Annotated in this window: 17 protein-coding genes and 2 pseudogenes; 9 read left to right on the top strand and 10 right to left on the bottom strand. The window is 62.4% G+C overall.

From position 1 onward, the window contains the following. Nucleotides 1-323: 323 nt before the first annotated feature. The 10 genes and pseudogenes from ACTGJ9_RS34245 to ACTGJ9_RS34200 all read right to left on the bottom strand — a co-directional run bounded on the left by ACTGJ9_RS34245 (nt 324) and on the right by ACTGJ9_RS34200 (nt 12,407). The gene (locus ACTGJ9_RS34245) at nt 324-1,910 is read right to left on the bottom strand and encodes a methyltransferase regulatory domain-containing protein (RefSeq protein WP_456674644.1); all 1,587 of its coding nucleotides are present in this window, start codon (nt 1,908-1,910) and stop codon (nt 324-326) included. A gap of 5 nt (nt 1,911-1,915) precedes the next feature. Continuing rightward, nucleotides 1,916-4,555, bottom strand: coding sequence for a type VI secretion system ATPase TssH (gene tssH / locus ACTGJ9_RS34240; RefSeq protein WP_456674643.1), 2,640 nt, complete (start codon nt 4,553-4,555; stop codon nt 1,916-1,918). Between the two features lie 98 nt (nt 4,556-4,653). Next, nucleotides 4,654-5,718 (bottom strand): type VI secretion system baseplate subunit TssG, encoded by a 1,065-nt coding sequence (gene tssG / locus ACTGJ9_RS34235; protein WP_456674642.1) that lies wholly within the window; start codon nt 5,716-5,718, stop codon nt 4,654-4,656. Next, nucleotides 5,682-7,648: pseudogene (tssF, locus tag ACTGJ9_RS34230) on the bottom strand (type VI secretion system baseplate subunit TssF). The gene tssG and the pseudogene tssF overlap by 37 nt, the downstream one beginning before the upstream one ends. 1 nt (nt 7,649) lies before the next feature. Then, nucleotides 7,650-8,198, bottom strand: a complete 549-nt coding sequence (tssE, locus tag ACTGJ9_RS34225) for a type VI secretion system baseplate subunit TssE (RefSeq protein ID WP_456674641.1) — start codon at nt 8,196-8,198, stop codon at nt 7,650-7,652. Between the two features lie 181 nt (nt 8,199-8,379). Continuing rightward, nucleotides 8,380-8,865: an Hcp family type VI secretion system effector gene (locus tag ACTGJ9_RS34220; protein WP_148776571.1), complete on the bottom strand. Its 486-nt coding sequence runs from the start codon at nt 8,863-8,865 to the stop codon at nt 8,380-8,382. Nucleotides 8,866-8,914: 49 nt separating this feature from the next. Continuing rightward, nucleotides 8,915-10,417 (bottom strand): type VI secretion system contractile sheath large subunit, encoded by a 1,503-nt coding sequence (tssC, locus tag ACTGJ9_RS34215; protein ID WP_456674640.1) that lies wholly within the window; start codon nt 10,415-10,417, stop codon nt 8,915-8,917. A 24-nt stretch (nt 10,418-10,441) separates the two neighbouring features. Further along, the gene (gene tssB, locus ACTGJ9_RS34210; RefSeq protein ID WP_456674639.1) at nt 10,442-10,969 is read right to left on the bottom strand and encodes a type VI secretion system contractile sheath small subunit; all 528 of its coding nucleotides are present in this window, start codon (nt 10,967-10,969) and stop codon (nt 10,442-10,444) included. A gap of 174 nt (nt 10,970-11,143) precedes the next feature. Beyond that, a complete protein-coding gene (locus ACTGJ9_RS34205; protein ID WP_456674638.1) occupies nt 11,144-11,980 on the bottom strand; it encodes a hypothetical protein in 837 nt (278 codons plus the stop codon). Then, on the bottom strand, nt 11,877-12,407 hold the full coding sequence (locus tag ACTGJ9_RS34200; protein WP_456674637.1) for a type VI secretion system ImpA family N-terminal domain-containing protein: 531 nt from the start codon (nt 12,405-12,407) through the stop codon (nt 11,877-11,879). Before ACTGJ9_RS34200 ends, ACTGJ9_RS34205 begins: the two co-directional genes overlap by 104 nt. A 325-nt stretch (nt 12,408-12,732) precedes the next feature. On the opposite strand from ACTGJ9_RS34200, the pseudogene ACTGJ9_RS34195 reads away from it, so the two are divergent. The 9 genes and pseudogenes from ACTGJ9_RS34195 to ACTGJ9_RS34155 all read left to right on the top strand — a co-directional run bounded on the left by ACTGJ9_RS34195 (nt 12,733) and on the right by ACTGJ9_RS34155 (nt 26,321). Then, a pseudogene (locus tag ACTGJ9_RS34195) lies at nt 12,733-14,597 on the top strand (type VI secretion system Vgr family protein). Between the two features lie 56 nt (nt 14,598-14,653). Beyond that, nucleotides 14,654-15,166 carry a DUF6931 family protein gene (locus ACTGJ9_RS34190; protein WP_456674636.1) on the top strand — a complete coding sequence of 171 codons (513 nt, stop codon included), beginning with the start codon at nt 14,654-14,656 and terminating at the stop codon, nt 15,164-15,166. A 12-nt stretch (nt 15,167-15,178) separates the two neighbouring features. Further along, entirely contained in the window at nt 15,179-16,549 is a 1,371-nt protein-coding gene (tagH, locus tag ACTGJ9_RS34185) for a type VI secretion system-associated FHA domain protein TagH (RefSeq protein WP_456674635.1), read from the top strand. Nucleotides 16,550-16,596: 47 nt separating this feature from the next. After that, the gene (gene tssK / locus ACTGJ9_RS34180) at nt 16,597-17,934 is read left to right on the top strand and encodes a type VI secretion system baseplate subunit TssK (RefSeq protein WP_456674634.1); all 1,338 of its coding nucleotides are present in this window, start codon (nt 16,597-16,599) and stop codon (nt 17,932-17,934) included. Next, nucleotides 17,931-19,454 (top strand): type VI secretion system protein TssL, long form, encoded by a 1,524-nt coding sequence (gene tssL, locus ACTGJ9_RS34175; protein WP_456674633.1) that lies wholly within the window; start codon nt 17,931-17,933, stop codon nt 19,452-19,454. Before tssK ends, tssL begins: the two co-directional genes overlap by 4 nt. A 41-nt stretch (nt 19,455-19,495) precedes the next feature. Then, nucleotides 19,496-23,041, top strand: coding sequence for a type VI secretion system membrane subunit TssM (tssM, locus tag ACTGJ9_RS34170; protein ID WP_456674632.1), 3,546 nt, complete (start codon nt 19,496-19,498; stop codon nt 23,039-23,041). After that, nucleotides 23,038-23,739: a type VI secretion system-associated protein TagF gene (tagF, locus tag ACTGJ9_RS34165; RefSeq protein ID WP_456674631.1), complete on the top strand. Its 702-nt coding sequence runs from the start codon at nt 23,038-23,040 to the stop codon at nt 23,737-23,739. The genes tssM and tagF overlap by 4 nt, the downstream gene beginning before the upstream one ends. A 6-nt stretch (nt 23,740-23,745) precedes the next feature. Then, the gene (locus ACTGJ9_RS34160; protein ID WP_456674630.1) at nt 23,746-24,522 is read left to right on the top strand and encodes a PP2C family protein-serine/threonine phosphatase; all 777 of its coding nucleotides are present in this window, start codon (nt 23,746-23,748) and stop codon (nt 24,520-24,522) included. After that, entirely contained in the window at nt 24,519-26,321 is a 1,803-nt protein-coding gene (locus tag ACTGJ9_RS34155) for a serine/threonine-protein kinase (RefSeq protein WP_456674629.1), read from the top strand. The genes ACTGJ9_RS34160 and ACTGJ9_RS34155 overlap by 4 nt, the downstream gene beginning before the upstream one ends. Nucleotides 26,322-26,377: the final 56 nt, after the last annotated feature.

Raw genomic sequence — 26,377 nt, 5'->3', positions numbered from 1 at the left:
CGCCAAAAATCTCGCGGAGGCGGTGAACTGACGGTGGAGGTGGTTCCGCTTCGCCAGCCTCGCTCCTCGGCGTGAATTAGTCGCATCCGAACTGGGACGGGTTCAAATGTTCAATGAAGTTGCCGGCGTCCTTCTCCAACTCACCCTTCCCGGCCTTTTCTTAGGCCCATCACCGTTGTGGCGACCGCCAGCGGCCGCAAGCCGCCGACCCGGAAACATCGCCGAACGTCGCACGATCAGTAGACACGAGACGGGATACACGTGAGTGCGCGCAGCCCACGGCTGTGGTCTCGCGCCCTCGCTTCGAATTGAGATCTATCGCTTCAGGCGACCAACAAGCCCAGCTTGCCGATCATCGCAAGCGAGCGTTCAACGCTCTCTCGGGTTGAAAGCAACAGCGGCTCTGCCGCGTTTCCGTCCTTGTCCTTTTGTTCGATCCGGATGGTCGGGCCGAATGCTTCGGTCATATCGGCCGTGATCTGGTCGATCGTGCGAAGGCCGTCGAGCAATTGCAGGAAATGCCGGGTTCGATCGTCCTCCAACTGCACTGTTTGGTGGAGCAGGTTGGTGACGTGCGGACTTGTCTGTGACTGTTTGCGGGCCAGCAAGCTTGCCTGCGGTCGGTCGGTAATTTCCTTCAGCAAGAACGGCGGCGATACCAGGAAGGAGACCTCGCCGCTGCAGGCCAGGATGTACATCGCATCCGTCAGGACCCGTTCGTCATCCCCGGCGTGACGGCCATCCAGCAGCGCGCGCGCACCGCGCAGCAACTCGTCGAATGACAAGGCGCGCGGCCAGGCCCGGCCGAGGCACAGATGAGCGGCCTTCAGGAGCGGATTGGTCACCGTGATCCTGCTGCCGTCCTGGTTCTCAAATTCCATTGCAGAAACATCTGTCACACAGGCCTTGGGGTCGAGCGGGCTGGCCGTGCTCAGGAGGTGGTATCGCCTGACGAAATCCGCGTCGATCTGCCGGTCGAGCGACACATTGTCGTGGCAAAGCAAAGTGCGCCGGAAGCCGTTGCCATCGATGAAGTCCTGGTACTGGTCGCGCGCCATGAACTCGCTCTCGGGAAAGCGCTGCAGCGTGGCACGGACCTCCTCGGAATAGCCGGCGAGATAGCGGCGCGAAAAATCGGAATCGCCGACATACTGCAGGCCGTGACGAGCGGCATCCTCCGCGACTTCGTGCAACAGGAAGGCGGCCGCGCCATCGTCGAGGTCGTCGTGAAACAACAATTCGTCCGGAGAGTTGAGAACCCGGTTGTACTGATCCCGCATGATCGTGCCGTGAACCGTATTGGCCTTCGAGCCCTCGCTCAGGAACTTCAGGATCGCGCGAGCCTGTCCGACCTTCTCCTTCATGCCGGTGAGGCGGCGGGTATGATATCGCATCATGTTGCGGACCATGTCGCGGAGATGCGAGAACGGGTGCGCATTGTAGCTGACGTAGCAGATTCCGCGCGGCGTCAGGTTCTGCTTGAAGATCGTCATCATCTTCTCGCGCACGTGCGGTGGCACCCATGAGTAGACGCCGTGCGCGATGATGTAGTCGAACTCTCCGAAGCTCGGATCGACACTCATGATGTCGCAATGGAGGAGCTTGATGTTGCTCAAGCCCAGCGCCGCGATATTGTTCTGGCCGCGCTCGATCGTCACGCCGCTCAGGTCGACGCCGACGAACTCGCTGTCCGGATATTGAAAGGCCATGGGCAAAGGATTGCCGCCGACGCCGCAGCCGAGTTCCAGGACTCGGCAGCGCTCGACCGGAGCAGGTTGCATGCCGTAGACGGTGGCAATTGTTGCGAGATGGTTGGGGTGGGTGAGCCCGTAGACGTGGCCGGGGTAGTAGACCTCGTCGTACGGAGTGGGGCCGGTCGTTGAATGGCGATGCTCAGTGTGAACATTCATCGTGCTCAGTTCCACGAATAGGCGAACTTGTCGTCCGCGATTGAGACGCGTGTCTGCTTGATCTCCTCCTTGGCAAGGGATCGTCTAAGGAACTCGCGCGACAGCTCCGGCAGCAATGTGTTGGTAATGATGTTGTCGATCATGCGCCCGCCGGAATCCGGATCATTGCAGCTTGACACGATGTGCGCCACAACGGCGTCGTCGTAGCTGAAGGCAGCCTTGTGATTATCGTGTAGCCGACGGGCGATCCGGTCGAGCTGCAGCCGGACGATGCCGCCCAATATCTCGTCCGAGAGCGGGAAATAGGGGATCGAGACGATACGCCCGAGCAATGCGGCCGGAAATACCTTCAGCAATTCCGGCCTGAGCATCTTCGCGAGCTCTTCCGGTTCGTTGCGATATTTTGGATCGCGGGACAGCCCCATGATCAGTTCGGTACCCACATTGGTGGTCAGGATGATCAAGGTGTTCTTGAAGTCGATCCGCCGTCCATTTCCGTCCTCCATGACTCCCTTGTCGAACACCTGGAAGAAGATCTCATGGACGTCGGGATGGGCCTTCTCCACCTCGTCGAGCAGGATGACGCTGTATGGCTTGCGCCGGACCGCCTCGGTGAGGCGGCCGCCCTCTCCGTAGCCGACGTAACCGGGAGGTGCTCCCTTCAGGGTCGAGACGGTGTGCGCCTCCTGGAACTCCGACATGTTGATCGTGATCATGTTCTGCTCGCCGCCGTAAAGCGTCTCGGCAAGCGCCAACGCGGTCTCGGTCTTTCCGACGCCGGATGGTCCGGCCAGCATGAAAACGCCGATCGGCTTCGACGGGTTGTCCAGCTTGGCACGGCTGGTCTCGATACGCTTGGCGATCATCGTCAGCCCGTGGGCCTGGCCGATGACGCGGCGGTTGAGGATCTCCGGCAGCTTCAGCACGGTTTCGATCTCGTCCCGCATCATCCGACCAACCGGGATGCCGGTCCAGTCGGACACGACTGACGCCACCGACTGCTGGTCCACATGGGCATAGACCATCCGCTTTTCCGGATTGATCCCCTCCAGCGTCTCGAACTTGCCACGCAGCTCCGCGCGTTTTGCGTCTGGATCTTGATTTTCCTTGGGCTCGGACAGGATGTCGCGAATGCTGCGGATGTCCTTGACGAGCTCCTGCTCCTTGGCCCAGTCGGCCTCGAGCGCTGTTAGCTTCTCTTTCAACGCGGCGATATCGGTGTCGATCGCGGCGCCGCGCTCGCCGTCCTCGATGCCCAGATCGCGATCGCTGACCAGGGCGGATTTTTCAGCCTCGCGAGCCGTGATCGCGACACGCGTGTCCTCGATCAGGGCCGGCGTTGCGCTCTGGCTGATCGCCACACGGGCCGAGGCGGTATCGAGCAGGCTGACGGCCTTGTCCGGCAGCTGTCGGGAGGGAATGTAGCGGTGCGAGAGGTTGACGGCTGCGGTGATTGCGGCATCGGAAATGCGAACGCCGTGGTGCTTTTCCATCGGGCCAAGAAGGCCACGCAGCATCACGCAACAGGTCTCGACATCCGGTTCGTCGATCTGGATCGGCTGGAAGCGTCGCGTGAGCGCCGGGTCCTTCTCGATGTACTGGCGATACTCCGCCCAGGTGGTGGCGGCGATCGTGCGCAGCGTACCACGGGCGAGTGGAGGTTTCAGGAGGTTGGCCGCATCGCCGGTGCCGGCTGCGCCACCGGCGCCAATCAAGGTATGGGCTTCGTCGATGAACAGGATGATCGGGGTGGGCGAGCTCTGCACCTCGTCGATCACCGCGCGCAGGCGCTGCTCGAACTCGCCCTTCATCGAGGCGCCTGCCTGCATCAGGCCGATGTCGAGGACGCAGAGCCGGACATTGCGCAGCGGCGGCGGTACGTCGCCGGCGGCGATGCGTTGCGCAGATCCTTCGACTACCGCCGTCTTGCCGACGCCGGCTTCGCCGGTGAGAATCGGATTGTTTTGCCGTCGTCGCATCAGAACGTCGATCAACTGGCGGATCTCTTCGTCCCGGCCCAGGATCGGGTCCATCTCGCCCGATTTGGCCTTGGCTGTGAGATCCTGCGAGAACCGGTCGAGCGGTGTCGTGCCTTTCGGACTCGCCTGATCCGCGCCATCCGTGCCAGCGCCCACAAGACCCGAGCCGTCCATGGGTCGCATGGTCTCCTCGTCGGAGCCGGCCCAGATGGCGCGACGTTCGGCGGTCAACGCTTCGACGTTGACCTTGGCGAATTCCTGGGAGAGGTTGTTCAGTGCGCGACGGATGTCGTTCGATTTCAGCCCAGCCACCAGCAGGTGGCCGGTGCGGATCTGGGTTTCACCGAAAAAGAGCGTGGCGTAGTGCCAGCCGCGATCGAGGAGATCGATGACCGGATTGGCGACACCCGGCATGTCTGTTTCGTTCTTGCGACAGCCGTTGATGGCGCCGGCAAGGTCCGACAGCAACCGCGCCCGGTCGAGCTTGTAACGGTCCACCGAGAGGCTGAGGTCCGTGCGCTCCTGCTGCAGCATATGAAACAGCCAGTGCGCAAGCTCGACGTTGCGGTTGCCGGCGCTCTTGGCATGGCGAAGAGCCTGGATGAAGGCGTCGTAGCCGGCGCGGTTCAGCTTGCCCGTTACGGCTTCAATGCTGATGTCGGTCACGGCGGCGCCTCCTGCTCAATTGCTCCGCCGATGTTTGGCACCTAACGGAAATTGGCGCAGATCCCATACAATTGGGACGATCCGCGCGGTCGATAGGTTCAAATCGCCGAGGCATCCGCTGCGGCGTTCCGCCGGGCTCGCAGGCGCTCCCCGAGTTGAAAGCGGGCGTCGCGGCGATATTCTTCAGTGGAGGTCCAGTTGGGGGAGACCCAGGTGGTCCATCCAAGCCGTCCGCTCTGCCCTAGTCTGACGGGGACGACCTCTCCTGCCGGAATCGCGAGCTCGACCTCCCACTCCAGTTCGTCGCCGATGTAGAAGAAAACGGCGTCCGCCAGCGGCTCCGACAGATTGCGCGCTTCGGTCGGCAGGAACTGCTCGTACTGGACAAAAGTCTTGACGAAGACCCGAACCCTGATCTTGTCCTCGACGCTGAACACGCGTGAGCCGAGAAGCGCGTCGCGACCGAGGCTGGCATGCGCCTCGCCGAGCCGGCTGCAGTGATTTGGGTCGAACGCAAGCCAGGTGCCGACAAACTCGTCGATCTCGACCTTGACGTCGAACAGTCCCTGCAAGAACCGCGTCAGCCGTGACGCACACTTCGCCCTGGGGGCGACCAGTCCGGCGAAGCTGAGCTTCGCCATGTCGGGTACGGTGTCCCGATTGGCGAAAACGTCGGAGCCGAGGCCGGCGAAGGAGCCGACATAGGCGATGAAGCGATCCTCCCGGGGGCGGTCGTGCTGCGCGATCGGCCGGGCGTCGGCCCAGGCGCGAAAGAAGAGCTGCAGGAAGCGCCCGTTGAGCAGGTCAAGGAAGCGCGGGAAGGCGTCGTCCCGCATCAGCCACCAGCTCGGACTCTCATCGGTCGTGGCAAGTGGCAGCGCACCCTGCGGACCCAGGAGGCCGAGAAACTTGACGAGTATCCTGAGCCGGCCATTCTGGTCGTCGACCGCCGCAAGATTGGAGGCGGGGAACTCGAGGTAAGGCACCTGGCCGAGATCGACGTACTCCTCGCGGCGCGCAGCGCTGTCACCGATCCGAGGTCGATCGGGATTGGCTCGCTCAAGCTGACGCAGGGTGTTGAAGAAATCGAACCGCCAGGGTTCGGCCTTCATCTGGTCGACCAGCTTCACAGCGGTCTCCGCGTGCCCATGCGCGGTGGCCACCGCATGATCTCGCCACGCTCCGGCGTCGAGACGACCGTTTGGGTGAAGGTGTTGAAGCCTGAATAGTCGGCGAAGAAGCGCTCCAGCACAGCTCCGAGCAGGAATACGCCGCTCCCCTCGAACGCCTTCTCGTCGAGCGTGATGGTGATCTCCAGGCCGCGCGCGGCACCGCTGCCGGTGCGCTCGCGCATCCGTCGCACGATGGGCCGGCTTTCGATGCTGCGCACGCCCCGGATCTTGCGTTCGGTGGCGTCGTCGTACTGGTCGGCAAACAGGGAGAGCATCTCGCGCAGCGCTCCGCGTTCTTGCCGCCATTGCGCTCGACGAGGCCGAGATAGTTCAGGCTCAGCATGTTGATCAGCCGCCAGCTGACGATCCCGCTGTTCGCGATTTCGCTGCGACTGCGCAACTGGGCCACCACCGGCTCGCGCGGCCGGGTTGGACCAGCAACGCACACCAGGTCGAGGGACGTGTCGTCCAGCAGGCGGAAGTCGGCGCCGCTCGCGCCGACCGGCAGGTGCTCAGTGAGGTGCCGATTCGAGCACAGCGCCCGGACGCTGAGCTCGGCGGCAGAGTCCTGCCCGTTCAATTCGCCGGGCTCGAGCAGCGACAGGAACATGTCCGTCCCGGTGTAGTCGGAAGATGAGCCGTACGTCTTCTCTTCCACCGTGCGGCGCCGGGGCAGGCGGCGGACGGTGAAGTAAAGCCCCTGGACCGAAGCGCTGGTCGGGTCGACGGCGGCCGAATACAGCGGGCGAACCAGCCGCTTGTCCTTCTCCGCCGGGAAATGCGCGTAGACTTCGAGAATCTGGTGCGGCTCGTATTCGAGATAGCGACTGCGATCCGGCACCACGTGATATTCGTGGGTATTCGACTTGACGGGGATTCGATCGCTCGTCTTCTCGAACAGGTTGATCGCCGGCGCGGTGTAGAGCCTGAAGATATCGGGACGCACCGCGGCGGCGAGCCGCGAATTGTGTTCATCGAAAGCGAATACGATGTCGATCGATTTGCTGCGCAGCCGCGGCATCACGCTGCGGAGTCCGGTCAGGTGGACGCCAAGGAACTTGCGCGGAAACATGAAATATTCCCGGAGCAGCTCCGAGCCGCGAAAGACGCGGTTGTCATGCGGAAACAGCGACTCGGTTTCGCCGAAACCGATCTGCTGCACGCAGTCGTGCGGTGCGCGCGTCACCACCGGATCGCCGAACTCGTCGAGATGTCGGAAGTAGACGCCCTTGCAATTCGATATCAGCTGTTCGTAGAGGGCGATGCCGTCTGATTCCGCACCGACGAGGTAGATTGGGAGCTCGCTCATGCGGCAGCCCGCAAACCACGTTTCCGGCTTGGTCCGAGCCTCTGCATCCGGCAGTTCCTCGTCAAGCCGGGCCGCGGTGCGGTGGGTCAACGACAGCCTGAGTCCGGCGATCACGTCGCCGCCGACCGGGATTCCGAGTGCCTGCAGCGCGCCCGCCGTCGAGAAGTATTCGGCGCCGGTGACGTCGAATGGCCAGAGCGTGATGTCGCGGCAAAGTCGAAATCGGCAGGCGAGGCTGCGCTCTCTCTCGCGGTAGGTGGCGTCTAAATAGGTGCCGCGCGCGATCTTTTTGCCGTCGCGCAGCGCCGGATCGGCATAGGGCGGTCGTACTGCGACCAGCATGGCCGCCGGGGTAGGCGCAAGATAGTTCGGAACCAGCTGTTCGAGCAGATTTGAGGTGAATTCCGGAAACTCGTGCTTGAGCTTCAACTGGACACGGGCGGCGAGAAAGGCGGCGCCTTCCAGTAGCCCGGTGATCATCGGATCCGAGCGGTCCCTGATCAGGCCGCCGAGGCGTTCCGCGATGCCGGGATACTCCTCGGCGAAATCTCCTGCCTGCTCGTACAGCAGGGACAATTCGCGATTGTAGAAGTCCAGGAATTCGCGATTCATGCTAAAGTCGATTGATCTGGATATCGCCGCTGTCGAGCTCGACCTCGGCGACGAATTCCACGGGAACGTTGAGCGGTTCGGCTTTCAGATCGGCGTCGACGATGAAGCGTAGCTTGAGCTGCTCGGATCTGATCGAGCCGTCGCGGCGGACCCGGATTGTCTTGCGATCGAGCCTTGGTTCATAGGTGAGCAGTGTGGCGCGCAGCGAGTCGCTGAGCTCGTCGTCCGTGACCTCATCGATCGAACGATTGGCGATGTCGGGAAAGCCATAGTTCAGAATCGACGTGCGCACGCAATCCCGGCCGCTCATATCCAGCGTCGACTCGAGAGCGATCGTATTGAGGAGTGTCTCGAGGTCATGGGAGACCTCGCGCCGGAGGAGTGCCTCCGAGATCGGATGGCGTCCCGTGCTACGCCGGGCCGCGATAATCCGATCACCAGACTGATCGCGCAGATCGAGCTGCTTGCGCGCATCACGCGCTTCATGCGCCGCGCGAAAGGCGAGCATCAGCGGCGGAGAGAGCCGATCCTTTTTCGGCGCAAGCGTCATTCCGGTCCCCATGTCGGTCGGCGCGTATGCCGCTTCGAAGGGCGGCAATTGGCGTCCGACTTGACGTATCGCGGCCAGGAATCCGGCCCTAACCCCGGCCATTCGAAGATGCAATCCGGGATCGCGCCGCATGGCGCCGGTGTCTGCTATCGGCAACCGGCGCCAGGCGAGGGGCCGAAGCTCAAGCCCATTCCTTGTTGGCAGGAACGTCCCAACCGAAGGTCGGCGAGGCGCCGGCGGCACCCTTGTCCGTCTGGCTCTTGTAGGTCATCTTGACCTTGGCGAAGTTCAGACTCACGTTTTCGGTGAGGCGATCCTCGCCGTGCGATCCGCCTGTCGACACGCTGGAGACCAGAACGTGCTTCATCTCGATCTTGAGATACTCAAGCGGGTTCTCGCCGGCCTTGCGGACCGTGAGGATCGCCGTATCGATGTGCTTCCCATTCGCGCAGACCTTGAACAAATCGGGGGTGGCCTTGTCCACGAAATGGGTGAAATGGAGGTCCTGGACGCTGACCTTGCCGGCACCGCCTCCGGATCCGCTGTGGAATGTACCGGTCTGGCTTTCGCCGAACGACCAGCTCAACACATCAATCTCCTCCTTGTGCTTGTCGTCCAGCGACTCGCCCTTGATGGGATCGAGTTTCAAGAAAATATCGACAGCCATAGCTTAGTCCTCTCAAAAATCTGCAATTGACAGTTGCGATGACGTGACGTCAGGAGCTCGGGCCTGGTAGGCGTGAGACGAGACTGAGGCCGACGTCCATCGCTTCGAGTTGGAAGTGTGGACGGAGAAAGAAGCGTGCGTTGTAGTATCCCGGGTTCTCCTCGTTTGCGATGACCTCCACCTTCGCTGCGGCCAGCGGCTTGCGCGCTTTCTGAGCTTCTGACGACAGGGCTGGGTTGGCATCAACGTACTCGTTGATCCAGGTTTGCAGCCAGACCGTCAGCTCATCCTTCTCTTTCATGGATCCGATCTTGTCGCGAACCATGCACTTCAGATAGTGCGCAAAGCGGGACACTGCGAACATGTAGGGCAGACGTGACGACAGGTTGTCAGACGCGGTTGCATCCACGCCTTTCTCGCCGAAGTACTTCTTCGGCTTGTAGAGCGACTGCGCACCGATGAAAGCCGCCTTGTCGGTGTTCTTGCGATGGATCAGCGGGATCAGGCCTGCCTTGGCGAGTTCGTGCTCGCGACGATCGCTGATCGCGATCTCGGTCGGGCATTTCAGGTCCACGCCGCCATCGTCGGTCGGGAAGGTGTGCGTCGGCAGGTTGATGACCTCGCCGCCGGACTGAACACCGCGGATCCGGGTACACCAGCCGAACTCCTTGAAGGCGCGGTTGATGTTGACAGCCATCGCGTAGGAGGCGTTGATCCAGCCGTACTTGTCGCCGGTATGCCCGTCGGTTTCTTCCTCGAAGGCGAATTCTTCCACCGGCTCCGATTTGGCGCCGTAGGGGAGGCGACCCAGCACTCGCGGCATGCAAAGGCCGACATAGCGCGAGTCGTCTTGGTCGCGGAGACCTTTCCAGGCCGCGTATTCCGGCGTGTCGAACACCTTGCCGATGTCGCGAGGATTGGACAGCTCGGTCCATGAATCCATACCCATCAGCGTGGGCTCGGCTCCGGCGAAGAAGGGGGCGTGCGCGGCGCCGGCGATCTTGCTGAGGTCACGCATCAACTGCACGTCGGTTGGCAGATGGCTGAAATAGTAGTCGCCGATCAGACAGCCGAACGGCTCTCCACCTAACTGGCCGAATTCGTACTCGTAGACCTGCTTGAACAGCGGGCTCTGGTCCCAGCGGGCGTCCGGATAGAGCCGCAGGTTGCGATAGAGCTCGGTCTTGGAGACATTCAATACGCAGATCTTGAGAGTGGCGTCTGTCTCGGAATTGAAGACGAGGTAATGCAGGCCGCGCCAGGCGCTTTCGATCGCCTGGAACTCCGGCGCATGAAGGATCTCGTTCATCTGCGCGGTGAGCTTCTGGTCGATCCGCGCAATCATCTCCTCGATGGTGTCGAGGACATCCGACTTGACGACGCTCGCGTCCTTCAACGCCTCCTGAACGAGCGTGGATACCGCATTCTCGACTTCGGTCGCCGCGCGTTCGGTGCGGGGCTTAAAGCTCTGCTTGAGCAGGTTTGCAAACTCGTCGGCCTCGACGGTCCCGACTTGAGTGACGGTCGCCTTTTGACCAGCTTCTTTTGCCATGGTCCCCAGTCCTTCTCTTGATTTCTATTTTTCCGCGTCGGGTTCGGTCGGCTGGCTCGCTGCGCGTTCTTTCAGCGCGGCCATCAGCTGCGGATCGCCAAGGAGCTTCTTCAGCTGATCCTCGGCAGCCACCTTGCCGTCCATGTAGCGGAGCAGGTTGGCGAGCTGTTCGCGGGCCTCCAGCAGCTTGGCCGTGGCCGGGACTTGCCGGGCGACCGCGACAGGTGAGAAGTCGGCCATCTTGTTGAAGCGCAGGCTAACGGAAATCTTCTCGTCAGCCGCTTCGCCCAGGCGGTTGGCCACGCGGGCCGTCACCCCGGGCTGGATCGCCGCCATCCGGTTGTCGAAATTGTCCATGTCGAACTCGAGGAACTTTCGCTCCTCGACTTTGGCTTTCTCGACGCCGGGGCTATTGCCGGAAAGGTCAGAGAGGACGCCCATCACGAATGGCAACTCGATCAGCCGCTCGGCGTCGTAGGGATCCTCGTAGGTGATGTGAACGCGCGGTGCGCGGTTACGGCGGATGAATTTTTGACCGCTGTCCGTAGCCATGGTTCCCCTCTCTGCAAAATGATTCAGAAACCGGTTTGCCGCAACGCAGGTTACAAAAGCAGCTCAGCTTGCGCTCGGCAAAAACTCCCTATGTCCTATTAGTGACGTCGAGCGAAAAGCGGGTTCAATACGATTTGTCGATTGTCTTGAGCGCGCCCTCGGGCAGGACGTCATTCAGCAGGGTAAGAAAGTCTCGCTGTGCCAGATCGCGCGCGCGGTCGACCAAAAAGGAATCGGGCTGGACGGTTCTGCGGTCCGGAAAAACGCGGCCACTTTGGTCAGTAGGCCTAACGCCTGTGCTCTATTTTCTGCAGAAAAAACAGTGTCTTGAACTTCGCGCTCGATCCCGGACGGGGATGAGGTGGCGAGCTCCGCCATCCGTTCGATCGGCAGGTTGAAGAACTTGTCTCGCCCGATATTGATCGCCGCGCTCTCTACGTGGGCGGGCACCAGCATCCGCATCACTTCGATGAATGATTTACCAACCATCTCCTGCGCCTGACGCACCAGCAACAGGGCGGGGTTGGACGGTTCCATTCGGGCGAAATAGTCCGCGGCGGCAGCAAGCGCCGCACTGGCCTGCGCCGATGACGTCAGCGCACCGGCCGCCTCAAGGGGATTTTGCGTGTCGGATGGTTCAGCGTCTGCTGACCGCGCAGTCACAACGGCGGTCGGGTCACGCTCCGCGACGAGACTCGCAAGCCAGGCGGCCATGCCATTAACTACGCCGGAGACCCTGTCGAGGCTGATGGATTGCCCCATGTCCGACTTTTCGTGCCAGATCGTCTTGATGCCTGCAATTTCGGCGGCGACTGCAGAACAACGTGCACTCGCCGCCTTCAGGGTGTCGAGATCGGTGTCGTCAATGATGCGCTCGATGGTTGCTAGATCGGGACCGTCAATGGCGTCACCGGCGGGAATTTCTCCCTTGGCAACCTGATAGGCACGGTAGTTGAGGGTGCCTTGCCTTCGATTTTCGATCAGCGGAAGGAATTGCAGGGGATTGATCACGGTCGGAAACACATCGATCCCTTCGATCGTGACAGCGCGAAGAGCGTAGTCGCCGTCTTCGGCCCTCGGATGTACCGCTTCCCACTGCTCCTCTCAGCAATATGGTCGTCGCCTTCAGGCAATTGAGAAAGCCTTCAAGGTCCCGGTTGAGGATGGAGAACTTGGCCAGCAGCATGTTCAAACGCAGATCGCGGGTGCGCGCCAGAAGAGGTCGTGCGGCCGCAAACTGGCCGGCGAAGTCGATGGCCTTAGGATCGAAGCGCCCGCGCTCTCCATTGGCGTTGACCACCTCGAAATACGACATCGGCAGCAGCGATTCCGCACCTGCGAAGAAGTTGAGGTACTGAATGTCGCCACTCGCGTCGAGATCCGGCCCGCAGGGATCGTCTGCGGTTACCGGCTGGGTCAAGGACGCGACGTCGAGCATGGTCGTCCATCTGCTGGGCCCCGCGAAGCCCGAGACACGGGAGCGCGGGGACTATGATCCGATTGTCTTATGGGTCAGATGCTTGGCGGTCCCGGTTCATTCCCGCTGATCATGACAGTTTCGCGTGAACCGGCAAGCTCTTGGAGGCGACTACTTGAAGTCCGGGGTGGTTCTTTTGACCGCTGCTTTGGCGCGTGAGGAGGCCGCCCCGGGCGGACTTCCGGGCCTGCTAGCAGCGGCGGCTAGGACGTCTGTGGTTCTTGCATGACGCCTGATCTGCTCTTCGGAGCCGATCACACGGCGGACGAGGGAGTTTAATGCCCACATGGGCCAGCTTACCCAAGATACCCGCCTCTGCGAACTCAAGACGCCTCTCGGCAAGGACGTTCTGGTTTTCGTCGGATACGAGGCTTCGGAAGGTCTCAGCGAACTCTTTGAGTACCGTATCGAATGTCTCAGTGAGGACGCCGATCTCGACTTCGACCGCGCAATGGGTCAGCGGTGCACGCTTAAGGTAAAGCTTCATGAGAAGGAGCGCGAGTTCAGCGGCATTCTCACCGAAGCGCAATGGCTTGGAGAGGAACGATTATTTCAGCTACAGAATCGTTCTTCGGCCCTGGTTATGGCTGCTGTCGCGAACCACCGATTGCCGGATATTCCAGGACAAGAAGGCGCCCGACATCATCAAAGAGGTCTTCAACGATCGCGGCTTCACCGATTACGAGTCGAAGCTGACCGAGGAAGGTTCCTGCCCGAAGCTCGAATATTGCGTTCAGTACCGCGAGACCGATCTGAATTTTGTTTGCCGACTGATGGAACAGCACGGCATCTATTACTTCTTCAAGCATGAGGGCGGCAAGCACACGCTGGTACTGGCGGACTCAAAATCGTCGCACAGTCCGATCGACGGACTTGCCTCGATCCCCTACATCCCGCTGACGGGCGCCGACCGGCGAGGCGAGCAACACATCTACGAATGGGTCTCGGAGCGCCGATTCCGGACCGGCAAGGTCGAGCTCAACGACTACAACTACCAGAAGCCCAACGCGCAGATGATCAGCGACGCCAAGGGCAACGAGCATTACACCCGCTCGGAGATGGAATTTTATGACTATCCGGGCAAGTTCAAGGAAAAGTCCGACGGCGAGCGCTACGCCAAGATCCAGCTTCAGTCCGAGCAAGCCATGGACCGGCGGCGCCGCGGCAACGGTGACGCAGTCAACCTGTTCCCCGGTGGACTGACCAAGCTCGAGAAGCATCCCAAGGACTCGCAGAACGTCGAATACCTGGTTGTACGAGCCACCCATTCGTTCTCGCTCGAATCTTACCGCACGGGTGGGCCCAGCGACGCCGGCCAGCACGTCTATTTCGGCAGCTACGAATTCCTGCCGAGCGACCGTCCGTTCCGGGCGCCGATGCTGACGCCGAAGCCAAGGATCAACGGCGTCCAGACCGCCAAGGTGGTGACCAAGGACGACAATTCGAGCGAGGAGATCGACGTCGAAAACCTCGGCGAAATCTATGTACGGTTTTTCTGGGACCGGAAGAAAAAGCGATCATCCCGCTTGCGCGTTGCCCAGGTCTGGTCCGGCAAGAAATGGGGCGGTCAGATCATTCCGCGCGTCGGACAGGAAGTGGTCGTCGAATTTCTGGAAGGGGACCCGGACCGGCCCCTCGTCATCGGCACCGTCTATAACGACGAGTACAAGCTGCCCTATGACCTGCCGTCCAAGAAGACGATGGCGGGATTAAAATCCGATTCGACCAAGGGGGCGGCGGCTACAACGAGTGGAACTTCGAGGACAAGAAGGGCTCCGAGAAGATCACGGTGCATGCCGAGAAAGACCATGACGTGACGGTCCGCGGCACCGAGACGCGGACCATCGGCGAAGCCGCCGTCGGCGGCGACACCCGCAAGACCACCCTCGTCAACGGCAACGACAAGCTCGATATCGAGTTGGGCGGTCAGCATATCACTATGGCGATGGATCAGTCGGTCACTGCAGGCCTGACCATCACGCTCATGGCCAACGTCAACATCACGCTGCAGGTAGGCCCCAGCCAGATCATCCTGACGCCTGCTGGCATCGTCATCAATGCGCCGACCATCGCCATGACGGCGCAGGGCGCCATGGCGCTAACAGCCGGGGACCGTTGGGGGCCCACGGCCTGCCAACCCTTGTCGGCTGATTGCCATGAGCCAGGTTCGGTTCGGTACAGTGCAGGATCTCTTTCAGGCCTTTCCGATGGCGCGCCATGACGTCGGCAGGGCCGAAGCCGACAAGCCTTCACTCGATTTTCTCCAGGACGCGACCGATGCGCGCAACTGGCACGGCGCCGTCTCCTTCTGCGCTTATCTGCTGCCCCGGCGCGTCGCCGTTGCCTGGGGATGCCGCTCGTTACGACGGATGTTCGACCATTTCGATGCCAACGACGGCAGGTCGCTGAATTACGTGGAGACCTGGGTCAGGCAGCCCGACGAGCAGTCCCGGAACAAGGCGTTGGCCGTCGGCAATGCCAACGATCCCGAACAGCCGGCGACATGGCTGGCGCTGGCGGCCGGATGGTCTGGCGGAAGCGTGGTCCCGGCGGAATTTGCGCCGGTCGAAGCCAAGCCCGATCAAGCCGCCCGCGCGGTGCGCGCGGCCCTGTTGATCGCCCTTTGCCGGCTGCCCCGCGAGTCCCGCGACCGGATAATGACGGCATGCCTGGAGGATGGTATTCAGTTGGCACGCGGCGAACCGCGCCCTCCGCGTTAGCGAGACGAAGGAATGGTGCTCCGCTTCAACATCGAGAACGAACCGAACCTTCCGGACGGTGGCCCTGTATCATTTACGGTCACCGGCAGGCGCTCGGTCGATATTGGCCGTGACCGTCACCTTGACTGGACGTTGCCGGATCCGGCGCGGATGATCTCCGGAAAGCATTGCGAGGTGCATTTTCGCGAGGGCGGCTATTGGCTGCATGACGTCTCAACCAACGGCACATTTCTCAATGGAGCCGACCAGCGAATTCGGGCACCGCATCGGCTGCGTGACGGCGACCGGCTCACCATTGGCCACTACATCATCAGGGTTTCACTGGAGGATGAGGCGGGCGCGCATCCGCTGGATGGCGAGGCGCAGCAGCACCCACCTCTCGTCCAGGAACATGCCGATTATCGGGAATTGTGGGCGGCCGATCGCGACGTACCGCCGGCCATCGATCCGCAGCAGTTGAAGAAGCCGCGCGAGGCAGCGCGGCCTGTCAATCCGGAGTTTCCGGATTGGGCAGCGAGCGTCCCGTCGCCGCGTGTGGATCCCTTCCGGCGTCCGCCGCCGGCGTCCCCGTACCACCCTTCCGCGCAGGACGACATGAGCTGGGCCGGCGGCCCGGTCGCCGCACCGAAAGCCCCAATCGAACCGCCGCCGGCAATGCCCACCCCGCGCCGGCCCTCGGTGTGGGCCGATGCTGAAGCGGCGCCCGTCCAGCCGCCGCCACCGCCATATGCCGAGACGCCGCGCCCGGCGCAGGTGATGGACGACGCGCCGGCGCCCGCCCTGCCGCCGGCCGGCGGTGCCGACTTCGCGCGGCTGGTGGCCCGCGGCGCCGGATTGCCCGACAATTTCTTTGCCAGCAAGACCGATGCCGAGCTCGCCGAACAGCTCGGTATCATCTTGCGCATGACCGTCGACAATCTGATGGTGCTGCTGCAGGCGCGAACTCAGGCCAAGCAGCTGACGCGCAGCACCAGCCAGACCACCGTTCAGGCGATTGAGAACAACCCGCTGAAATTCTCGCCGACCTCGGAAGACGCGATGCGGATTCTGTTCGGGCCGAAGACGCGGAGCTATCTCGACTCGCAACGTGCCTTTGCGCAGGGTTTCAGCGACCTCAAATCACATCAGTTGAAGACCTACATGGCGATGCAGCATGCCGTTCACGAGCTCATCGCCGGCATCGATCCAACCCTCATGGCGCGCGAGATTGAGCTTCAGCGCGGCGCCAAATCCTGGCTTGGCTCGAACAAGAGCAAATTGTGGGACGAATTCATGACGCGCTGGAAGGCGCATCTCGGCCGCGACAAGAGCGCGCCGATCGATACCTTTATGCTGCATTTCTCCGAGTATTACGACCGCTCCGACAAGGGCGGTGCAAAGTGAACTAGCGGCGGCCGTGCGGTCGCCGACATTGCTAAGTGGATATAGGAATGTCTTGGTACAGCAAGGTTTTCTGGTCGGAAGGTTTGTTTCTGCGGCCGCACCATTTGCAGCAGAATGATCGCTATGTCGAGCACTTGCTGGAAAAGCGCGTTCGCTACACGACACCATACCCTTGGGGATTTGCACAACTCGAGATCGATACGGATCTCACTGAACAGAGCAAATTCGCGGTGCGCAACGCCAGCGGCCTCATGCCGGATGGCACGCCATTCGACATTCCAGCGGACAGCCCGATCCCGGACGCGATCGAGGTGCCGGATTCGGCCGCCGGCCAGATCGTCTGGCTGACGATGCCCATCGCTGCACCGAACACCCGCGAAGTGGACGAGGATCGGACCGACAGCGCCAGCCGCTATGTTCGTAGTTCGGAGACTTTCATCGACTCGACCTCCGCGCTGCGCATCGAGGAAGAGATCGACATCGCCTCTCCGCGGTTGTCGTTCGAATTGCGAAAGACCAGCAAGCCAGGATACATGGGCCTCGGCATCGCGCGCATTCTGGAGGTGCGCGACAAGAACATCCTGTTTGACGACAAGTTCGTCCCGCCGATGCTGGTCTGCGCCGCACATCCGGTCATCGACGGCTGGCTCAATCGCATTATCGGCTGGGTCGAGACCAAGCTCGATGAGCTCGCACGCTACGCGGTCGATCCATCGTCCGGTGGCGGGTTGCAGAGCGTGGACTATCTGGTGCTGCAGGTCCTCAACCGCACCATTCCCGTGCTGACCCACTTGCAGCGCTCCGGAAGTGTCCATCCCGAACGGCTGTACGAGGAGTTGCTGAGGTTCGCCGGTGAGCTTGCGACGTTCGCCACGCCGGAGCGCCGTGCACGCAACTATCGGGCGTACAATCATGATGACCTCGAAAGCATCTTCACCTCCCTGATAAGCGATATCCAGGACTTCCTGAGCGCGCGGCTCGGACGGCGCGCGATTCGCCTCGAGATCATCGAGCGCGCACAGAATGCATTCGTGTCGCCGATCCGCGATCGTGCACTGTTCCGGAATGCAACCCTGGTACTCGAAGTCGCGGCACGGCGGCCGCTCGTGGAAATCCAGAACGATTTCCCGCATCTGTTCAAGGTCGGCCCGAACACCAAGATGAACGAGATCGTGCACGCCAACCTTCCGGGGTTGACGTTGGTGCACTTGCCGACGCCGCCGCCGCACATCCGGGCCATCACCGATCACGTCTATTTCTATCTCGATCGCAAGTCGCCGTTGTGGCCCGAGTTCAGCACGGCGGCCTCGATCGGGATGCACTTCTCCGGCGACTGGCCGGAGCTCGAGCTGTACCTTTGGGCGATCTTGGAAGATAGGCCATGAGTGACAGGGACAAGCCGGTCAATCCTTTCGGTCGGGGCGAGCGGACGATCATCCGTCCCAATCCCGGCGGGAAGTTGCCGCCGGCGCCTGTTGCCCAGCCGCCGGCGGGCGAGGGGCCTGCAGCACGCCCTGCCTATTCGCCGTCGCCTGTGCCGTCTCCTGGCGCCGCGCCGTCGTCATCGTTTTCCCCCGTTCCGCAGGGCCCGAGCTACGCCGCAGCACCAACCAGCCATCCGTCGGAGGAATGGATATCGAGCCCGGCGCAGCCCTCCGCGCAGCAAGCGATGCTGCCGCCCGGACCGCCTCTGCGCGTCGACGATCTGGTCGCGCCGAACGCCAATCCGGTGATGCGCGCCGCAGGGCCCTTGCTGCAACTGCTCGGCCGCTTGCGGGTGGCGCTCATGCGCGCATCATTCGCAAGTCTCATGGAACAAGTGGCCGACGCCATAAAATTCTTCGAGAAGGACATCCGTTCGGCGGGCATCTCCGAGCACCAGGCCAATACGGCGAAATATATCCTGTGCGCCACCGCCGACGATATCGTGCAGCATATCCCGACCGAGGAGCGCCACGTCTGGACGCAATACTCGATGTTGAGCCGCTTCTTCGGCGAGCGGGTGGGCGGTGTCCGCTTCTTCGAGATCCTCGACCATTTGAAGGTTGATCCGCTGGTCAATTATCCGGTGCTCGAATTGCAGCATGCCTGCCTCGCGCTCGGCTTCCAGGGCATTCACCGCACATCGACGGGTGGGCTTGCCAACCTCCAGGTGATCCAGCGCAACCTGTATGAAACGCTGCGCCGGGTCCGTCCCAAGACGATGAGCGACCTGTCGCCGAACTGGCGGGGGCAGGCGCTGGCGGCGCGCCGGCAGCGCCTCCGTGTTCCGGTTTGGCTGGTAGCGGCCGTGGTCGCCGCGCTATTGACGGGCTCTTATTTCGTCTTGCGCACAGTGCTGGCCGGCCGGTCAGAGAATGCCGCCCAGGTGGCGCTCGCCCTGCATCCCACTGACCCGATCGAGCTCAAACGCAAGGTCATCGCGCCGCCGCCGCCACCGCCTCCGCCACCACCGCCGGACCGCATCACCCAGTTGCAGCGCATCCGCAATGCGCTCGCCAAGGAGAACACCGCCTGCGCCATGACCGCGGACCAGACCGCGAGCTTCATCGTGATCAGGGTCTGTGACCTCGCACTGTTCTCGTCGGGCCAGGCCACCATCCTCGACGGCTTCAAGCCGATTGCGGTCCGGGTCGCTGCAACCCTGGACAAGGAGCCGGGACGAATCCGGGTCGTCGGCCATACCGACAGTTCGCCGATCCGCACCGTGCGCTTTCCGTCGAACTTCGAATTGTCGGTTGAGCGCGCCAAGGCGGTCGCCGCGGCGCTGAAGCCCGGCTTGACCGATGGTTCGCGTGTCGACGTCGAGGGCAAGGGCGCGGACGCGCCGATCGCTCCCAATACGACGCCTGAGGGACGCGCCAAGAACCGGCGCGTCGAAATCTTTATTGAACGCAGCGAATAGCTTCCAGCACAGCGCACGTTGTTTGCGACAGGTACCAGTCAATGCTCGCCAAGGATATTATCCGCATCATTCTTTACGGAGTTGGGCTCAGTTCGCTTGGCTGCGTGATTTATTTCGCCGGTCCCTTCATCGCATTTGGCGACTGGCACCCGCTCGAGAACCACATTATCCGCCAGATCGCAATTCTACTGCTCGCCACGGCGATGGCTGGCATCGGCGGTTTCAGCTACTTCAAGCGACGCAAAAACGCCGAGAAGATCGCTGACGGGATCAGCGCGTCCGATCAGCCTGTCAGCGACGAACCGGTGCTCAAGGAGCGCATGAAGGATGCACTCGCGACGCTGAAGACCGCAAGCGGAAACAAGTCGGGATACCTCTACGATCTGCCCTGGTACGTCATCATCGGGCCACCCGGCGCCGGCAAGACCACAGCGCTGGTTAATTCCGGGCTCAAGTTTCCGCTCGCGCGCGGGGCAACGCCGGCGGCGATCGCGGGCGTTGGCGGTACCCGCTACTGCGATTGGTGGTTTACCGAAGAGGCTGTGCTGATCGACACCGCCGGCCGCTACACCACTCAGGACTCCAACAGCAAGGCTGACAAGGAAAGCTGGCTGGCTTTTCTCGACATCCTGAAAAAGAGCAGGTCACGCCAGCCGATCAACGGCGTTCTCGTCGCCATCAGTATCGAGGATGTGCTGACGCTGCCGAAGCAGGAACTCGCGCTTCACGCTGAAGCCGTCAGGATGCGCCTCCTCGAGTTGCATCAGAGGCTCAAGGTCAGCTTCCCGGTCTATGCCCTCTTTACCAAGACCGATCTGGTTGCAGGCTTCACTGAATATTTCGCCTATCTCGGCGAGGCCGGTCGCCGTCAGGTCTGGGGCGCCACGTTCCAGACTGCTGACAAGACGCAGAATCTGGTGGGGCAGATTCCGGTCGAGTTTGACCGTCTGCTGGAGCGCCTGAGCGAGGAGACGCTCGATCGTCTGCAGGACGAGCCGACGCCGCAACACCGCGTCCAGTTGTTTGGCTTCCCCGCCCAGATGGCGCGCCTCAAGCCCCAGATCCACGATTTCCTCAACCAGATATTCGAGCCGACGCGCTATCACGTCAATGCGAACCTGCGCGGGTTCTACTTCACCTCGGGTACCCAGCAGGGGACGCCGATCGACCAGTTGATCGGGTCGCTTGCGCGCACGTTCGGCGCCGAGGAGGTCGGTTCCGGATCCTATTCAGGAACGGGCAAGAGCTACTTCCTTGCCGATCTCATTTCCAAAGTCATCATCGGTGAGGCTGACTGGGTCTCGACCGATCGTGCTGCGGTCCGCCGCGCGCTGATCATCAAGACCGCTGCGCTGTCCTTGGTCGGCCTTGTCTCGATCGGGCTGATCGCGGCGTGGCTGACGAGCTACAAGCGCAATTCCGACCTGATCGAGCAGAGCCTGCAGGTGGATAACGAATACGCAGCCGCCGGGGCACCGCTCATCAAGCAGACGCTGATCGACGACCACGATCTGGACAAGGTGTTGCCGCTGCTCTATCGGCTGCGCAACGCTCCCGCAGGCTACGGATTGCGCAACGAGGCGGTGCCCCTGTCGGCCCGCTACGGGCTCAGCCAGCATGAACGTCTGCTGTCGCCCTCCAAGGCCGCCTATCACGCCGCGCTCGAACGCATGTTCCGGCCGCGCCTGCTGTTTCGCCTGGAGGAGCAGCTCAATGCCCGCATCAACGAGCCAGCGTTCGTCTACGAGGCGCTCAAGGTCTACCTGATGCTCGGCGGCCTGCAGTCGCCGGACCGCGAGCTGATCCGCTCCTGGATGCAGCGCGACTGGCAGGACAACCTCTATCCCGGCGCAACCAACGCGGAGGGACGGCGCCTGCTCGACGAGAATCTCACCGCGACGTTCGACCTCGAGACCGAGCAGCCGCCGCTTGTCGAGCTTGACGGCCGGCTGGTTAAGCAGGCGCAGAACTCGCTCGCGCGTCTCAGCGTGTCGCAGCGCGCCTACGAGTTCCTGAAATCCGAGGCGCGGTCGTCGACCGCAGGCGACTGGATCTCGGCGCGCCGCGGTGGTCCTGATATGGCCGTCGTGTTCGAAACCACGACGGGGCAGCCTCTGGACGCCGTGCGGGTGCCCCAGTTCTTTACGTATAACGGTTTCCAGCAAAACTTCGTCGCGAAACTGCCGGGATTGTCGGAGCGCATGAAGAAGGAGCGCTGGGTGCTGGGCGATGCCGGCCAGCAATCGGCCATCGACCAACAGTACGACAACCTCGCCGGCGACCTCTTGAACATTTATTCCAACGAGTTTGTCACGACGTGGCGAACCGCGCTGGGCAGCTTGCGTCTGAAGAAACTGCTCGCCGATAAGCCGAAATACGAGGTGCTGAGGGCGCTTTCTGCGCCGACCTCACCGATGCGGCAAATCCTGGAATCGGTGCGCGACGAGACGATGGTGACCAAGGAGCGCCCGAAGCCGGCGAACGCAGCGGCGCCCGCTGCGGCCGCGCCGGCACCGGCTCTTTTCACCAACGCCCAGGATGGATCGCCCGGGGCGACGATCGAAGCGCAGTTCAAGCCCTATCATGCGGTGCTGGAAGGCGACAGCACGCGCCGACCGATCGACTCGACCATCGCCAACCTGAACGATATCGCGCAGAACCTGACGCTGATGATCGAGAATCCACAATTGACCGCGCAGGCGACCGCTTCGCTTCAGACCCAGGTCGCAGCCCTGCGCAACAATGCCTCGCGCATGCCGCCGCCGTTCTCCGACATGCTGCGCGCGGCGGCTGCGGAGTTCGAAGGCAATATCGCAGCCTCGACCGCCGGACAGATTCTGCAGACATTGCGCGATCAGGTCACGCCGGTCTGCCAGCAGACGGTGACCAATCGCTACCCGTTCGTCCGCGGTAGCAATCAGGAGGTCCCGCTCGCCGACTTCGCAAAGGTGTTCAGTCCGAACGGCGTCATGGACAAGTTTTTCACCCAGTACCTCGCGCCCTACGCCGACACCTCGAAATCGGACTGGTCCTGGCGAAAGGAAAGTCCCGTTGGACGATCGTTCTCACCCGACACGCTGAAGCAGTTCCAGAATGCGGCCTATATTCGTGATGCTTTCTTCCAGACCGGCGGCAGCGTGCCGGCAGTATCGTTCGCGATCCGGCCGCCGGGCGCATCCGGGCCCGGCGTGACAGTGAAGACGGAGATCGGCGGTACGACAATCGCGAGTCCGATCACGCCAGGCCCGCCCACCGCGGCGCCGATGTTCGGCGGCGCCCAACCTCCGCCGCCGCCACCGCAACCGCAAAGCAACCCACCGACCACCGTGCTCTGGCCGGGCCCATCGCCGCGGACCGCCATTTCGGTGAGCAACGATACCGGAGCGCCATCCATTCTCGAGCGCATCGGCCCCTGGTCGTTGTTCCGGATGCTGGAGGCGGGCTCTTTGGCCGTGAAGGCGGAAAGCGCCAGTGCGACTTTCATCGTTGCCGGGCGGGAGCTCAACTATCAGATTTCGACCGGATCGTTGCGCAATCCCCTGAACCTGTCCGTGCTCCGCGAGTTTCGTTGCCCGACCGGAATATGACCATGCGTTGCGGGCTATTCGGCAAGATCGGCGCCAAACGCGATTTCATCGCGATCGCAACGCCGCGCAGCTTCCTGGAAGCTTGGGAGCCGTGGGTGCAGGCCGGGCTCTCTGCAAGTCGCCATCAGCTTGGCGCGGGCTGGCAGCAGGCCTTCCTCACTGCGCCGGTGTGGCGCTTCTGGCTCGGCGCTGCGATCTGCGGCACCGCGGTGACAGGGGCGATCATGCCTTCGCTCGATGGGGTGGGACGATACTATCCGTTGACGCTGCATGCGGTGAGCGACGAAAACGCCTTGTTGCCGCCGCCGGGCATCGATCCGCAGGATGAATGGTTCGCCCAGGCGGAGGCTTTCCTGCTCTCGACCCTGGATGGCGCCGCAACGTTCGAGCAGATATCGGATTCGCTGGATCGTCTCGTGCTGCCGCGACTACAGGCATCGCTCTCCATGGGATCGGACGTGATCGCATTGAGCGCAACGGAGGTGGGATTGCTTTCGGACGTCGGCGCGTTCGCCCAGTCGTTCACTGCGCTTTCTGCCGCAAATCCGCAGATCCATGCCGCTGCCAGTTTCTGGTGGACCGCCGGTGGGGAAGGCTTTCCGTCGATGGCGCTGGCTTGCCGCGGATTGCCGGATCCGTTTCACTATTCCACACTGCTGACCGGCGATCTCGGCCGTACAGCATCCGGGACCGGGTGACGCGCGATGGTGCAAGTCGCATCCCTGTTCGATGTTGGCAGCGTCACCCATGCTGGACGGGTACGGACGCGCAACGAAGATTCCTGCCTGGTCCGGACCGATGTCGGCATGTGGGCGGTCGCAGACGGCATGGGGGGCCACGAGGCCGGCGATCTCGCGAGCCGCATCGTGGTGCAGTCGCTTGATGCAATAGGTGTGACGGATTCCGCCGCCGACTTTCTGTCGGAGTGCGAGGAGCGGCTGTTCCACGCGAACCAGCAGATACTGACGCTCAGCCGGGAACGGCAGGGCGCAACCGTCGGCACCACGGCGGCGGTTCTGCTCGTGCGCGACGGCTATTATGCCTGCATATGGGCAGGCGACAGCCGGGTGTACCTGATCAACCGCGGCGGCATCAGCCAGGTGTCCCATGATCACAGCGAGCTGGAGGAACTGATTGCCGGCGGTGCGGTGTCGCGCGAGGACGTCAAGGACTGGCCGAGCAATGCGATCACCCGGGCCGTCGGCGTCGCCGACGATCCGGAGTTCGAGGTCGTGACAGGTCCGGCCGAGCCGGAAGATGTCTTTGTGATCTGCAGCGACGGCCTGACCAGGCATGTGCAGGACGAGGAGATCCTGCAGCATGCAGCCACGCAGCGCGCGCAGGCGGCTTGCGATGACATGCTTGCTTTGGCTCTGGACCGGGGAGGGCTCGACAACGTGACGGTCGTAGTGGTGCGGTTGCTGACGCCGCGATCGTCGGAGCCAACGAAAACGCCGCTGGATCGGGAGCCGCAAGCATGAACTCCAACGATCCGTTCCGGTCGAACTACCGCAGTGTGCCGCCCGGCACCCGGCTCAACGGCATCTACGAGATCGAAGCGGTGATCGGCACGGGCGGGATGGGCGAGGTCTACAAGTGCCGTGAGATCCAGACCGGATCGCCGGTTGCTGTGAAAATGCTGTTGCCCGACATGGTCGAAAACGAGGCGGCGCTCGCGCTGTTCCGGCGCGAGGCGGCGGCACTCCACAATCTTCCGCACGATGCGATCGTCCGCTATTTCCTGTTCACGGTAGAGCCTGTGCTGCAGCGGCCATATCTCGCGATGGAGTTCGTGAATGGCCGCTCGCTGTCGAACATGCTCGACGAAGGCCCGTTGACCTTCGAGGCGCTCGTGAAGCTGATGCAGCGCGTCGGGTCCGGGCTGGATGCCGCCCACGAGCACGGCATCATCCATCGCGACGTCTCTCCGGACAACATCATCGTCCCGCTCGATGACGTGAGGCGCGCCAAGATCATCGATTTCGGCATCGCGCGATCGACCCAGATGGGTGACAAGACCATCATCGGCTCCGGCTTTGCCGGCAAGGACAATTACGCATCGCCGGAGCAGGTCGGGCTGTATGGCAACGAGGTCACGGCCAAATCCGACGTCTACAGCTTCGGCCTCGTGCTGTTTCATGCGCTGACCGGACAAAAGCTCGACATGGGCGGGAGCCAGTTTCAGCTGGTGGAGAAGCGCCGGCGCGTGCCCGATCTCGGTGCGGTAGACATGCGCATCAGGCCCTTGCTGGAGCGGATGCTGCAGCCCGATCCGGCGTTGCGTCCGGCCATGGCGGATGTCGTCAGCTGGACGCCGACCGGTTTGGCTCGCACATCCACCGCGCCGTTGTCCGGCTTCGATCCGTTGGCGCGGCCCGAAAGTGCCGCGCAGGTGCGACCGGACACAGTGCCATCGACCGCTCCAAGGCGCCCCCCCTGGCTCGGTGTGAGCGTCGTAGCGGTGCTGCTCGTGCTTGGCGGCGGCGGGTATGCTTTGTTCGAGCTGGTCCAGCCGGCGCCCTCCGTACCGAATTTGCCGCCGCCTCCGAAGCTTTCGGGAACGGTGTCGCCGACAAAGGCTGAACCTCCGCCAAAGCCCGAACGTCAGGAGCCGGCGAAGCTGTCGCCATCGCCGACGGGGACACCCACTCAGTCCAGCGATGGCCCCGCTCGAGCCGATCGCATCCGCAAATACGTGGCCCAATATTCCGGCGGCGACTGCTTCTTCATCTTGCCGGTTGCGGTTAGTCAAACCGCCGCGGTGATCGAAGGCTTCGGTGCTTCGACGGCTCCGTTCGATACGTTCGACAAAGCGTTCCGGCGGGAGCAGGGATTTGAGGCGTCGGTTGGTGTCAGGCAGGTAACCGAGGCGCAGTGCCCTGCCCTCAAGTTCCTGAGCCAGCTCGGGAGCGATCAGACGCGAGTGCCGCGCATCACCTTGTCGGCGACGGAGCTAAAGGGCGGCGAAACCCTCAATGGCACCATCGAGAACTTCGCGAACCGCGTAGTGGAGCTGCTCATGGTTTCGGACCGCGGCGAGGTGCAGAGCCTGTCCTACCTTTTGAAGCCGGGTATTGACTCGCTTTCGTTCACGCTCCCGACACCGCGCGCGAGTGGTCCGCAACTGCTATTGGCTGTGGCCACGCCGCAGGTTCTTGACTCGTTGCGCCAGCCGCGGCCGACGGCCGCTGATACATTCTTCCTGCAGGCGTTGAGCGATGCCCAGCGCAACCATGTGACGATCACTGCGGCGGCACGCTACGTGTTGCTCACGAACTGATCAGCGCGCTCGGAGCATGATCCCGAACAGGTTGAAGCAATTTTCCGCTGGGATCA

Origin of the sequence: Bradyrhizobium sp. RDM12, from assembly GCF_051917485.1 — a bacterium.
Taxonomy (GTDB): Bacteria; Pseudomonadota; Alphaproteobacteria; order Rhizobiales; family Xanthobacteraceae; genus Bradyrhizobium.
The sequence above is the reverse complement of the archived record's forward strand: the minus strand, read 5'-3'. Positions and strand labels throughout refer to the sequence as shown.

Excerpts from the sequence above, each read along its gene's own strand:
- ACTGJ9_RS34245 (WP_456674644.1), bottom strand. The coding sequence starts at position 1,910 with ATGAATGTTCACACTGAGCATCGCCATTCAACGACCGGCCCCACTCCG.
- tssE (WP_456674641.1), bottom strand. The coding sequence starts at position 8,198 with ATGACGCTTGCGCCGAAAAAGGATCGGCTCTCTCCGCCGCTGATGCTC.
- ACTGJ9_RS34220 (WP_148776571.1), bottom strand. The coding sequence starts at position 8,865 with ATGGCTGTCGATATTTTCTTGAAACTCGATCCCATCAAGGGCGAGTCG.
- tssC (WP_456674640.1), bottom strand. The coding sequence starts at position 10,417 with ATGGCAAAAGAAGCTGGTCAAAAGGCGACCGTCACTCAAGTCGGGACC.
- tssB (WP_456674639.1), bottom strand. The coding sequence starts at position 10,969 with ATGGCTACGGACAGCGGTCAAAAATTCATCCGCCGTAACCGCGCACCG.
- ACTGJ9_RS34200 (WP_456674637.1), bottom strand. The coding sequence starts at position 12,407 with ATGCTCGACGTCGCGTCCTTGACCCAGCCGGTAACCGCAGACGATCCC.
- ACTGJ9_RS34190 (WP_456674636.1), top strand. The coding sequence starts at position 14,654 with ATGGCGCGCCATGACGTCGGCAGGGCCGAAGCCGACAAGCCTTCACTC.
- tagH (WP_456674635.1), top strand. The coding sequence starts at position 15,179 with ATGGTGCTCCGCTTCAACATCGAGAACGAACCGAACCTTCCGGACGGT.
- tssK (WP_456674634.1), top strand. The coding sequence starts at position 16,597 with ATGTCTTGGTACAGCAAGGTTTTCTGGTCGGAAGGTTTGTTTCTGCGG.
- tssL (WP_456674633.1), top strand. The coding sequence starts at position 17,931 with ATGAGTGACAGGGACAAGCCGGTCAATCCTTTCGGTCGGGGCGAGCGG.
- tssM (WP_456674632.1), top strand. The coding sequence starts at position 19,496 with ATGCTCGCCAAGGATATTATCCGCATCATTCTTTACGGAGTTGGGCTC.
- tagF (WP_456674631.1), top strand. The coding sequence starts at position 23,038 with ATGACCATGCGTTGCGGGCTATTCGGCAAGATCGGCGCCAAACGCGAT.
- ACTGJ9_RS34160 (WP_456674630.1), top strand. The coding sequence starts at position 23,746 with ATGGTGCAAGTCGCATCCCTGTTCGATGTTGGCAGCGTCACCCATGCT.
- ACTGJ9_RS34155 (WP_456674629.1), top strand. The coding sequence starts at position 24,519 with ATGAACTCCAACGATCCGTTCCGGTCGAACTACCGCAGTGTGCCGCCC.